Source organism: Chroococcidiopsis sp. [FACHB-1243], assembly GCF_014696895.1.
Classification (GTDB): Bacteria; Cyanobacteriota; Cyanobacteriia; order Cyanobacteriales; family Chroococcidiopsidaceae; genus Chroococcidiopsis.
Genome location: NZ_JACJQX010000036.1, coordinates 1 through 12,035, shown reverse-complemented (window position 1 = coordinate 12,035; position 12,035 = coordinate 1). Strand labels below are relative to the sequence as shown.

Below are 12,035 nucleotides of genomic sequence, written 5' to 3'. Positions count from 1 at the left end.
CATCATCAAGGTCTATACTCTACACAACGGATGTAGTAATGCTGCGTGCGAGTCGGTCGCCTCTCACCAACAGATATATAGCCACAAATAAATCGCAGCTAGGCAGTGAGACAACGAGGATTGAAGTGTCAAAAGTTGTAACACTTGTGATGCAGTAGGATTTGCCCGATTGAGTTGAAATACCATTTACTCAGTTTTGTTACACTCTCTTCAAAAAGTCGGTAACATTTGAGTAAGCAGTACGCCATCTACTAAAATTGGCTATCCCCATTCTATTTTAGGAAACAAGCGACATATAGGAAAGGGGCTAGGGGCTAGAGTGTTTTGGGACAAGGGAGACAAGGGAGACAAGGGAGACAAGGGAGAATTTCGATATATTCTTCTCATTCTGACTCCTAGCTCCTGACAAACAACGAATGACGAATAACAAATGACAAATGACAAAAGCTTAATTTCAGAGTTATTGACAATTTATCAGGGTAAGTTTGTCGTGCGGGTAGCGGTACAGGTTGATGGTATTGTTCGTGCTACTGGGATGACAACAGCAGAAACGCTGGAAGCAGCAGAAGATAAGGCGAGAGAAAGAGCGATCGCTTGTTTCAACCACGATTTTCTCGCCCCAATTGCCCCAAAAAATCAAACAATGCCTGCATTATCTACGCCACCAGAAATACCTGTGGCGCAACCAGCTGCATCTCTATCTGAACCCAGCAATTCTTCTAGTCCTCCTACTCCTGCTGAATCGCAGTTAGATTTTAGCTACACGCCAGAATTAGAACCCCCTACAAAAGAACAAAAATCGACTTCCATCACTACTGGTGGTAGAGGCAAAAGTAAATCATCATTAGCCACCAATTCCGAACCACCACTGGAAACAGATATTTTTGGCGGAGATTTTGCTGCTGACTTATTCGCTGCTAGTGGCAGTAAATCGCCTTTATCCAAAGACAATTATGAAAGCGCAGATTTGTCCTCTAATGAATCTCTAGCGATCGCAGATGATACAACAATAGAAGAAACTCAATCATCTGCGGACTTAGCTACGGAATTACAGAAGATTGAGGTCAAACTGAAGGAAGCAAAGCTGAAGGCAAACGACGAACGCGAATGTTTGGAAACTAACTACGGTAAAGGGTCGCGCTACGAGTTAACAGCCCTACAAGCACGGGACTTCAATCGCTATTTGGAGTTATATAGTCAAACAACTCAAGCCGTCAAAGAGCTACAGGAACTTGGATGGGATGCTAAAGAAGGTCCTAAATACCTGCAAGCAAAATATAGCAAGAATAAGCGGCATCAATTGACCGAGCGGGAATTACAGGGATTTTTGGACTATTTGCAAACCGAGCGCGATCGCATTGGTGTAAGCTAGAAACGCGCAACTGCGCGTTTCTACAAAACAATCTAGCCAACCGCCGCCATCGGTCGTCTACCAACAGCTTTCTTGTCGATAACTTGATCGATCAAACCATAATCCATCGCTTCTTGGGGCGACATAAAGAAATCTCGCTCTGTATCTTGCTCGATCCTTTCTAGCGGTTGACCTGTATGTTCGGCTAAATGCTCGTTCAACCTCCGCTTGTGGTACAAAATTTCTTTAGCTTGAATTTCAATATCAGTGGCTTGTCCCTGTGCGCCACCGAGAGGTTGATGGATCATGATGCGCGAATTTGGCAGGCTCATGCGCTTTCCTTTCATGCCAGCACTAAGTAGAAAAGCCCCCATACTGGCTGCTAATCCCGTACATATAGTACAAACATCGGGGCGAATGTGCTTCATCGTATCAAAAATACCCATTCCCGCCGTCACCGAGCCACCAGGAGAGTTGATATAGAGATAGATGTCTTTCTCGCCATCCTCAGCATCCAAATACAACAACTGGGCAACAATCAAATTAGCCAAGTTAGAATCAATGGCTTGTCCTAGAAAGATAATCCGTTCCCGCAGCAAGCGAGAGTAGATATCAAAAGCGCGTTCCCCGCGTCCAGATTGTTCGATAACAATAGGAATCATTCGGTTAGTCTGTTGTGAGTTTTCTTCATTTTATCTATTTGTTATTGGTCATTGGTCATTGGTCATTGGTAGTTGACAGTAAACGCCCCGCTACACTACGTGAAGACGGTTATTTTTCCCTCAGATGGGCAACTCTCTCTTCCCTCCCTTGTCCCCTCACTCCTCGCTCCTTTTCGATAGACTGGCAGTGAAGGCAACCACAATTTAACCATGACTAATCGTCTGGCTCAAACTCAAAGCCTCTATCTCCGCAAGCACGCCGAAAACCCGATTGCCTGGTGGTTTTGGTGTGATGAGGCTTTGGCAAAGGCAAAAGCAGAAAATAAGCCAATCTTTCTGTCGATTGGTTATTCTAGCTGTCATTGGTGTACGGTCATGGAGGGAGAAGCTTTTTCCGATCTTGCTGTAGCGGAATATTTAAATGCTAACTTTTTGCCAATTAAGGTAGATCGAGAAGAACGTCCCGATATTGACAGTATCTATATGCAAGCCTTGCAGATGATGACTGGTCAAGGGGGTTGGCCTTTGAATATCTTTCTCGCGCCAGAAGATTTAGTTCCATTTTATGGTGGAACTTATTTTCCCTTAGAACCGCGATACGGTAGACCAGGATTTTTACAGGTTCTGCAAGCGCTGCGCCGTTATTACGATACCGAAAAACAGGATCTGCGATCGCGCCAGGAAGCAATTCTCGAAGCTATCCAGCAAGCTGCTATTCTCCCCAATACCCAGCCATTAAATTCAGCATTACTGCGTCAAGGAATTGAAACCAGTACGGGAATTATTACAGGTGGCGACTACGGAACTAAGTTTCCTATGATTCCTTATGCTGACTTAGCTTTACGGGGGTGGCGTTTCTATCCTGTCTGGAAAGATAATTTTCGCTACAATCTTCCAGAATCTTGTACTCAGCGTGGTGTCGATTTAGTTATGGGAGGAATTTACGACCACGTAGGGGGTGGTTTCCATCGCTACACTGTCGATCCGACTTGGACAGTCCCCCACTTTGAAAAAATGCTCTACGATAACGGGCAAATTGTCGAGTATTTAGCAAATTTGTGGAGTGCGGGAGTACGAGAACCAGCTTTTGAAAGGGCGATCGCGCTGAGTGTAAAATGGTTGCAGCGAGAAATGACGGCTCCTGAAGGTTATTTTTATGCTGCTCAAGATGCTGATAGTTTCACGCATCCAAAAGAGGCAGAGCCAGAGGAAGGAGTGTTTTACGTTTGGAGTTACAGCGAGTTAGAAAACATCCTGACTCCAAAAGAATTAACTGCATTGCAAGCAGAATTTACTGTCACTTCCCAAGGCAATTTTGAAGGCAAAAATGTTTTACAACGCCGTCAAACTAGAGAATTAAGCAAGACGGTAGAAACAGCTTTGAAAAAACTATTTCAAGTGCGTTATGGCTCTATAGTTGAAGCATTAGATACCTTTCCCCCAGCTAGGAATAACCAGGAAGCAAAAACTCAAACCTGGGCGGGGAGAATTCCGGCTGTCACCGATACCAAAATGATTGTTGCCTGGAATAGTCTGATGATTTCAGGTTTAGCAAGAGCTGCTGTCGTATTCCAACAAGCTGATTATTTAGACTTGGCTGTTCGTGCAGCAAATTTCATTTTGGAGAATCAGTGGGTAGATGGGCGGTTTCATCGCCTCAATTATGACGGTAAAGCTGCTGTGATGGCGCAGTCGGAAGATTATGCCCAATTTATTAAATCATTATTGGATTTATATCAGGCATCACATGTAACGTCTCTACATTGGTTGGAAAAAGCGATCGCAGTTCAAACAGAATTTGATGAATTTCTGTGGAGTGTGGAACTAGGCGGTTATTTCAATACCGCTAAAGATGCGAGTCAGGAGTTAATTGTTAGAGAACGCAGCTATACGGATAATGCGACTCCGGCGGCGAATGGAGTGGCGATCGCCAATCTCGTGCGGTTAGCTCTACTGACGGAAGATCTAACTTATCTCGATCGCGCCGAACAAGGGTTACAGGCTTTTAGCAGTGCCATGCACCAACACCCACAAGCTTGCCCCAGTCTATTCACTGCTTTTGATTGGTATTCTCACTGTACGACGATTCGGACTTCACAACAGCAAATTGAGACATTTTTAACACAGTATCTTCCTGCTGCCGTGCTGACCCAAGCAGATAACCTACCAGATTCCAGTGTTGGTCTAGTCTGTAAAGGTTTGACTTGTCTTGCACCTGCCCAGAGTTTAGAAAAAATGCTCGAACAAATTCAACAAAGTCAGATGAGGGGAATTTAGGAAAATGGGGCGAATGAAATTCGCGGAACCACACAAATCAAGTCCGCCTGGGCGAACTAATAGTAAAGTCGAGGATTTACATAACCCGCATCTGCGGGTTTTGCTTGTATAGACGCGATTTCTAATCGTCCAGCTTAATAGAATATAATATCGTTTCTTTAGGAGATATACTTCCTCTGCCATACTATAGATGGGGTTCCAAATAGTGCATTAGTACTATGCACCCAGTGGTAGGGAAGAGTTTCAAATCAATGTCTTACGAGCCGCTACACCATAAATATCGTCCCCAGACTTTTGCCGATTTGGTAGGTCAAGAGGCGATCGCGACTACATTAACTCATGCGATCGAGCGACAGAAAATCGCCCCTGCCTATTTATTTACGGGTCCGAGGGGGACGGGAAAAACTTCTAGCGCTCGGATTTTAGCAAAATCGCTGAACTGCCTCAATAGCCACAAACCAACGGCTCAACCCTGTGGTGTCTGTGTCGTGTGTCAAGGAGTTGCTAAAGGTGCGACTCTAGATGTGATTGAAATCGATGCTGCTAGTAACACGGGGGTAGATAATGTCAGAGAACTGATCGAACGCGCCCAATTTGCCCCCGTTCAGTGTCGTTACAAAGTGTACGCAATCGACGAATGCCACATGCTCAGTACGGCGGCGTTTAATGCCCTACTAAAGACATTGGAGGAGCCGCCAGCACATGTCGTATTTGTCCTAGCTACCACCGATCCCCAACGGGTATTACCAACAATTATTTCGCGCTGCCAAAGGTTTGATTTCCGCCGCATTCCGCTAGACGCGATGATAGGGCATTTAAGCACGATCGCAGCTAAAGAAAGCATTGAAATTACCCCAGAAGCCATACATTTAATTGCATCCTTTGCGCAGGGGGGGTTACGGGATGCCGAAAGTTTACTCGATCAGTTGAGCTTATTAGCTGGAGTCGTGACTGTAGAGCGAATTTGGGATTTAGTCGGTTCTGTTGCCGAGCCAGACTTGCTAGAAATTTTACAGGCGATCGCCCAGAACCAACCAGAAGCATTACTCGATGCCGTGCGTCGAATTATGGATCGGGGTAGGGAACCGTTAACGCTGCTGCAAAACTTGGCAGGTTTCTATCGCGATTTACTTGTGGCTAAAACCGCTCCCAACCGTAACGATCTCATCGCCGTTACTCCTGCAACATGGGATGCGCTTTGCATGCAAGCTAAAGCTTGGGATATTTCTAATATCTTGGTAGGACAACAGCACTTAGCTAAAAGTGAAGCCCAAATCAAAAATACAACCCAGCCCCGCTTATGGCTAGAAGTCAGCTTATTGGGATTGTTGCCATCTGCTTCACCTAGGGAGCAGGGAGCAGGGAGCAGGGGAAAGAGAGCTGAGGGAGCTGCGGGAGAATTCACAATTCACAATTCACAATTCACAATTAAGTCATCCACCACGCAACAATCATCAAGCATTAACCAACAGCCAACCACCAGCAGCCAACAGCCAACAACCAACCACCAGCAGCCAACCACCAACCATCAACCACCAACCATCAACCACCAACCGTCAACCTTCAATCAACAACCACCAACTAACCATCAACCAACAGCCAACCACCACCAACCACTAACTACCAGCTACCAACTACCAACTACAAGCACTCAAGAATCTTCAATTCCGAATTCCGAATTCCAAACTCCGAATTCTTCTAATGAGGAAGTTTGGCTGCAAGTGCTGGCTTGCTTGCAACCGCACTCGACTCAAGCATTGCTCAAGCAAATGGGACGATTGATTCAATTTGACGCTGGTATTGCTCGGATTGGCATGAAATCTCCAGCTTGGCGCGATCGCGCTAAGGCTTACGTGCCAAATATTAAAGCTGCTTTTCTCTCGGCATTCGGACAAGAAGTTCAGGTACAGCTAGAATTAGCCGCGATGCCGAAGGAAGTTCGCGAGGCAACCTTGGCTGTGGCTAAGATTGCCCCAGCTAATAGCAGCGCACTTGAAACGAAAAACAATAATACGAATGGCACTGCTCCTGCGATCGAGCATACAACTGGAATAAGTATGGCTCAGCCAGCTGCTCCAGTCTCAAACCCCCAATCAGCAACCGCCTTTCAGGATGGCTCTGCGAAAACACCGCTCTCAGCAGCCGCAACTGGAGATCCGGTGACTCCCACGACTTCCACTCCAGTCGGACAACTAGAAATTAGCGAGTTCGATATTGTAGTTCAACGCTTTGCTAAATCTTTCAATGGTGAGGCGATCGGTGACAGTACAGAATTTACTTCATCTACAGACATCAGCAGTATCTCATCTGCCACTGTTCCAGAGTGGGAAGATAGTGATACTGCCGAAGACTCCGATCTTGATTTTTAGTGTGGTGAGTGGTGCGTGGAAAGACAACCAATTACCAATTACCAATTACCTATTACCAAATCCTAACTCTTACCCTGATGAACAGTTTTAACCCATTTCAATCGTTTGGGGCGAACGGACATTCTTGCAGTGATACTGGGCATCACCACTAACCAGTGAAACATATAAATAGTACCGCGCATGGTTTGAAGTAGCAGCATCAACAGCGTTGATAAACGCAGCTTTCCATCTGGATGGAACCGCTTTAGCCCTTGATACATCCACAACATAGACATTGACATGGCTAAACCTGTCAGGGGACTAAACACGGGCAAACGATTACGGGCGATCGCCATAAACAAATCGGGAACCTGGGCAGCGGGTAATAAGTACTGAATTAGCAGATACATGAACATGTCAAAGGTTTTTTGAGTTCCCATGCGGTTGCTCAGGATCGGTCGCCAGTAGTCTAGGTAACGCTGATAGCCGCCTTCTGCCCAACGATTACGCTGATGCCATAGGGCAAGTGCTGTCGTTACACCTTCTTCCTCTACTACTGGATAAGGTAAAAACTCAATTTCCCACCGATCTAGGTGCAAGCGGAATGTCAAATCGAGGTCATCGGTGATTGTCTCCTCATTCCAGCCACCGCAGCGCTGCAAAGCTGCACGACGGACGAATTGACCGTTCCCTCGTAGTTCCCCCAGTCCGCCAACTGCAAGTCGTTGCTGCTGTACGTAGGCATCCAAAGCCATTTCAGCTTGCTGTCCCAGCGTCCAGAAATTTTCGCTGGCATTGGCGATCGCCTTGCGTACCTGTACGGCTCCTACCTTTTTTTTTGCAAACAGAGGTAGAACTTGTTTGAGTAGGTCGGGAGCAATTCGAGCATCAGCATCAAATACTGCTAAAATTTCACCTTTAGTCAGCGGCAAGACTTGATTTAGCGCTCCTGACTTGCCACCAGTTGCTCCAGTCTGGCGATGCAATACTCTCAAGCAGTCGTATTCCTGTTCCAGTTGTGATAGTATTTTTGGCGTGTTGTCGGTGCTATCATCGTCTATCACCCAAACTTCGTACTTGTCATTTGGATAATCTTGATTGCAAAGTATCTTGACAAGATTGCCGATTACTGCCTCTTCGTTCTTGGCTGCCACAAGCAGGGAAATAAAAGGAGCCGTTGCCAGTGCTTCATCACTAACTAATTCTGCCTGCTGGCGCGGTCGAGCTAAAACTATCCGCAGGGCATGAATCCCAAACAACGTAGTTAGACCAAGTACAAACCATGCTCCCCAAGAAACTAAATGCAGGGCAATAGTACTGCTCCAGATCGTAACTAAAACAACTGCGGCTTTGCGCCTGCGACCTTGGAACAGAGATGGCAGCGACGTTGCTGGCAACGTTTCTACAGATTCTTCTGCATCTGACAGGTCTGACAAGAAAGCGCTCAGTGCGTCTAGTTCGTCATATGAATCATTTTCAGACCATGAATTGGCTGGCATAGGTCACTACTCGATCGAACACCAGTAATTGTTTGCGCCATCAGTGGCTTTGCAGTCTTATTGTATCTGACATTTATACCCATCTCGGCATTTCACCTCTTATCCCCGACTTCCAACCCATGTCACCCCGCTCTGGATACACGTTACCAGTATTCGCTTGTGCTGCGGCTGTAGCAGCTTTACAGCAGATCAAACACGGGCGATCGCTCGATCGCGTTTCAATCGATTTGCTCGAACCACCTGAAATTGTCGAAATTGCGATCGAACAAGTAGCCGAACTCAAGCCAGGAGTCGCTTTAGCAATCACCCGTAGCGATCCAGGAGATAATTTGGACATCACGCGAAATACCCCGATTTGGGCATTAGTTGAATTGGGAGTCGGGGAGAAGAGAGCTGGGGGAGACAAGGGAGACAAGGGAGAGGGGGGAGACAAGGGAGACAACACCAACTACCAACTACCAATTACCAATTACCAACTACCAACTACCACGCACCCGCAAAATATCATCATCAACGGTGGGGAAGGAATTGGACGAATTGTAGATACAGGAGATCGACCTGCAATTTACGCCTATGCCCAAAGATTGCTGTACGCCAACTTAGAGCGATCGCTCGCCCCGGGAGAAACGATTCAAGTTACGATTATCCTCCCAGAAGGCAGAAAACTCGCAGAGCGTACTTCCAATGCTGCTTTTGGCGTGGTAGATGGACTCTCTTTGCTGGGGACGACAGGAATCTCTCAACCTTTGAGCGCCCCAGGACAGTTAGATGTCTGTCGCGAACAATTACAAACAAAAGCACGACAGTTTGAAAGTTTGGTTTTCTGTGTGGGAGAAAATGGTCTAGACTTAGCACCTCAACTGGGGATCGATCGCGAACGGTTAGTTAAAACCGCAAATTGGCTGGGTTCTCTGCTAGTTGAAGCGGGATTGCAGGGAGTCAAAGAAATTTTGTTGTTCGGCTATCACGGTAAGCTGCTGAAACTCGCAGGCGGGATTTTTCACACGCACCACCACCTTGCGGACGGACGGCGCGAGATCCTGACGGCGCATTGTGCCAATTTAGGCTTACCGATAAACGTTTTTCAGGCAATTTTTGCTTGTCCTACAGCGGAAGCCGCGCTGAAATATTTACGGGAATTAGATGTAAGAGAAAACAGCGACTGGGTAAGTCGAGTTTATGAAACGATCGCCTTAGAAATCGATCGACGTTCTCAGAAGTATATCTACAATCACAGCGATCGCCAAGTTAGTGTTGGTACAGTTCTGTTTGACCGCGATCGGCAAATTTTAGTCAAAAGCGAAACTGCTACTACCATCCTGGATCACTTGTGTTAACTTAATAAGAATAAACATTTTAAAGATAGCAATAAATACAGTTTTAGTATCCCTCTTTAGATAGGGATATATTTTTTAAATTTGTCATCGAGAGCTTCATCTCTTAGAGCAACCTTTCTCATCCAGCAGGACTTCCAGCAGTGACAATACAAACAGAAATGCCGCCACAAGATACGTCACTCAGGCGGCTAGCTCGGCAAACGATCGTGATTCTTGACTTCGGCTCTCAATATTCGGAATTGATTGCCCGTCGGATTCGCGAGACTCAAGTTTATTCTGAAGTGATCTCCTATCGCACCACCGCCGAACAACTGCGCCTACTCAATCCTAAAGGAATTATCCTCTCAGGGGGACCCAATTCCGTGTATGACAAAGGTGCTCCGCAGTGCGATCCCGCAATTTGGCATTTGGGTATCCCTATCCTTGGCGTGTGCTATGGAATGCAGCTGATGGTAAATCAGTTAGGCGGGCAAGTCGTTCGCGCCGAACGGGGAGAGTATGGTAAAGCAGCCTTGCGTATAGACGATCCCACGGACTTGCTGACCAACGTAGAAGATGGGACGACCATGTGGATGAGCCACGGGGATTCGTGCGTCAAGCTACCGGAAGGATTTGAAATTCTCGCCCATACAGAAAATACTAGCTGTGCGGCGATCGCCGCACACAATACAAAACTTTACGGCGTGCAGTTCCATCCAGAAGTCGTCCACTCAATCGGTGGAATAGCATTGATCCGCAATTTTGTCTACCACATTTGCGACTGCGAACCAACTTGGACGACAGCGGCTTTTGTTGAAGAGTCAGTGCGGGAAGTACGGGCGAAAGTCGGTGATAAGCGAGTGTTGTTGGCACTTTCGGGTGGTGTAGATTCTTCTACCCTAGCTTTTCTCTTACATCGGGCGATCGGTGACAAACTAACTTGTGTATTCATCGATCAAGGCTTTATGCGCAAGCACGAACCGGAACGGTTGGTGAAGTTGTTTCGAGAACAGTTTCACATTCCGGTAGAGTATGTTAATGCTAGCGATCGCTTTTTAGCTGCGATCGCAGGTGTTACCGATCCCGAAGAAAAACGCCGTCGGATCGGACATGAATTTATCAGCACGTTTGAAGAAAGTTCCAAGCGCCTCGGACCCTTCGACTATCTCGCTCAAGGGACGCTTTACCCAGACGTGATCGAATCTGCCGATACTAACGTCGATCCCAAAACAGGCGAACGTGTCGCGGTGAAGATCAAGAGCCATCATAACGTCGGTGGTTTACCCAAAGACTTGAGATTCAAACTCGTCGAACCCCTCCGCAAACTCTTCAAAGACGAAGTACGTAAAGTCGGACGGGCGATCGGTTTACCAGAGGAAATCGTTCAGCGCCAGCCATTCCCTGGTCCTGGCTTAGCAATTCGGATTATTGGTGAAGTCACAGCCGAACGGTTGGAAATTCTTCGCGATGCAGATCTGATCGTCCGTCAAGAGATCAATCGGCAGGGTTTATACAATGACGTATGGCAAGCCTTTGCGGTTCTTTTACCAATTCGTAGCGTTGGCGTCATGGGCGATCAGCGTACTTATGCTTACCCAATTGTCCTACGTCTGGTTACTAGCGAAGATGGGATGACAGCAGATTGGGCAAGGGTTCCTTACGATTTGTTGGAATTAATTTCTAATCGGATCGTGAATGAAGTTAAGGGAGTAAATCGCGTTGTTTACGATATTACTTCTAAGCCACCTGGAACCATCGAGTGGGAATAGGAAGAGGTTGTGAATATAGAGTTTGATCTCAAAGAAATCTTGACTAGACTGGAAACCAAAATTAACAAAATTTCCGAAGATGTTAGCGATATCAAAACAAATCTAGTCAGAGTGGAAGCAGGACTCAAAGGCGAAATTCGGGTCTTGGATGAAAAAATAGACGGTATTGCCAAGCGAGTTGACACCCAGGAGTTTATCAATCGAGGAGTGGTAATTGGACTAGTTCTGGCAATTTTAGGAGGGTTTGCTAAAATTTTTGGTTTTGTTTCCTAAATCGTAATTTATGGCAGCCTTAGTAGTAGGGTGGTCATTGTCACCCTGCTACTCTTCACGCGATTGCTTTTGTTCTATCAACTGACTCACATAGCGATCGCCCCAATCGCGCATCATCAGTAAAATGGGTTCTAAACTGCGACCGAATTCGGTTAAAGAGTATTCTACTTTCGGTGGCACTTCAGCATAAACGGTACGCTTAACCACACCATCTTTTTCTAATTCGCGTAACTGCAAAGTCAACATTCTTTGAGTGCAGCCTTCTACTAAACGCTGAAGTTCGTTGAATCGCTTCGTTCCCTCCATCAGATGAAACAAGATCACGCCTTTCCATCGACCACCAATCACATCTAATGTTGCTTCTACAGAGCAACCGTAGCGACAATTGTACTGTCTGCTTTGCATAGAATGCCTCGGACAGGATAATTTTTGATACTACTAAGTAAGTAGACAGGAAAATTTACAAGTATGTAACAAAAAATTAATTAGACTGATTCGAGTGAAATTTAACACGCCTGGTACTATAGTTTCCTCTTTCTC

At 46.2% G+C, this 12,035-nt stretch carries 8 protein-coding genes and 1 pseudogene; 6 read left to right on the top strand and 3 right to left on the bottom strand.

Annotated features, from left to right (window positions below; all coding sequences use genetic code 11):
* The first annotated feature begins 430 nt into the window (after positions 1-430).
* On the top strand, positions 431-1,372 hold the full coding sequence (locus H6G17_RS23640; protein WP_192161052.1) for a hypothetical protein: 942 nt from the start codon (positions 431-433) through the stop codon (positions 1,370-1,372).
* A gap of 32 nt (positions 1,373-1,404) precedes the next feature.
* Here H6G17_RS23640 and clpP read toward each other — a convergent pair.
* Positions 1,405-2,025 (bottom strand): annotated as a pseudogene (gene clpP, locus H6G17_RS23635) (ATP-dependent Clp endopeptidase proteolytic subunit ClpP); the annotation flags it as partial.
* Between the two features lie 198 nt (positions 2,026-2,223).
* Here clpP and H6G17_RS23630 point away from each other — a divergent pair.
* Together H6G17_RS23630 and H6G17_RS23625 are read left to right on the top strand one after the other, a co-directional pair.
* Positions 2,224-4,290 carry a thioredoxin domain-containing protein gene (locus H6G17_RS23630; RefSeq protein ID WP_192161050.1) on the top strand — a complete coding sequence of 689 codons (2,067 nt, stop codon included), beginning with the start codon at positions 2,224-2,226 and terminating at the stop codon, positions 4,288-4,290.
* A 251-nt stretch (positions 4,291-4,541) separates the two neighbouring features.
* Positions 4,542-6,659, top strand: coding sequence for a DNA polymerase III subunit gamma/tau (locus tag H6G17_RS23625; protein ID WP_192161049.1), 2,118 nt, complete (start codon positions 4,542-4,544; stop codon positions 6,657-6,659).
* Positions 6,660-6,721: 62 nt separating this feature from the next.
* On the opposite strand, the gene H6G17_RS23620 is transcribed toward H6G17_RS23625, so the two are convergent.
* Complete coding sequence (locus H6G17_RS23620; RefSeq protein ID WP_192161048.1) at positions 6,722-8,137, bottom strand: glycosyltransferase family 2 protein; 1,416 nt, start codon at positions 8,135-8,137, stop codon at positions 6,722-6,724.
* Positions 8,138-8,256: 119 nt separating this feature from the next.
* On the opposite strand from H6G17_RS23620, the gene cbiD reads away from it, so the two are divergent.
* The 3 genes from cbiD to H6G17_RS23605 all read left to right on the top strand — a co-directional run bounded on the left by cbiD (position 8,257) and on the right by H6G17_RS23605 (position 11,495).
* A complete protein-coding gene (cbiD, locus tag H6G17_RS23615) occupies positions 8,257-9,474 on the top strand; it encodes a cobalt-precorrin-5B (C(1))-methyltransferase CbiD (RefSeq protein WP_192161047.1) in 1,218 nt (405 codons plus the stop codon).
* Between the two features lie 158 nt (positions 9,475-9,632).
* Positions 9,633-11,222, top strand: a complete 1,590-nt coding sequence (gene guaA, locus H6G17_RS23610) for a glutamine-hydrolyzing GMP synthase (RefSeq protein ID WP_192161094.1) — start codon at positions 9,633-9,635, stop codon at positions 11,220-11,222.
* Between the two features lie 9 nt (positions 11,223-11,231).
* Positions 11,232-11,495, top strand: a complete 264-nt coding sequence (locus H6G17_RS23605) for a hypothetical protein (RefSeq protein WP_192161046.1) — start codon at positions 11,232-11,234, stop codon at positions 11,493-11,495.
* Between the two features lie 48 nt (positions 11,496-11,543).
* Here the strand turns inward: H6G17_RS23605 and H6G17_RS23600 are convergent, their stop codons facing one another.
* Positions 11,544-11,900: a helix-turn-helix domain-containing protein gene (locus H6G17_RS23600; RefSeq protein ID WP_192161045.1), complete on the bottom strand. Its 357-nt coding sequence runs from the start codon at positions 11,898-11,900 to the stop codon at positions 11,544-11,546.
* Positions 11,901-12,035 lie beyond the last annotated feature (135 nt).

What these genes read in the sequence shown, in the direction of transcription:
- H6G17_RS23620 (WP_192161048.1), bottom strand. Translation starts at nt 8,137, where the DNA reads ATGCCAGCCAATTCATGGTCTGAAAATGATTCATATGACGAACTAGAC.
- H6G17_RS23625 (WP_192161049.1), top strand. Translation starts at nt 4,542, where the DNA reads ATGTCTTACGAGCCGCTACACCATAAATATCGTCCCCAGACTTTTGCC.
- guaA (WP_192161094.1), top strand. Translation starts at nt 9,633, where the DNA reads ATGCCGCCACAAGATACGTCACTCAGGCGGCTAGCTCGGCAAACGATC.
- H6G17_RS23600 (WP_192161045.1), bottom strand. Translation starts at nt 11,900, where the DNA reads ATGCAAAGCAGACAGTACAATTGTCGCTACGGTTGCTCTGTAGAAGCA.
- cbiD (WP_192161047.1), top strand. Translation starts at nt 8,257, where the DNA reads ATGTCACCCCGCTCTGGATACACGTTACCAGTATTCGCTTGTGCTGCG.
- H6G17_RS23630 (WP_192161050.1), top strand. Translation starts at nt 2,224, where the DNA reads ATGACTAATCGTCTGGCTCAAACTCAAAGCCTCTATCTCCGCAAGCAC.
- H6G17_RS23640 (WP_192161052.1), top strand. Translation starts at nt 431, where the DNA reads ATGACAAATGACAAAAGCTTAATTTCAGAGTTATTGACAATTTATCAG.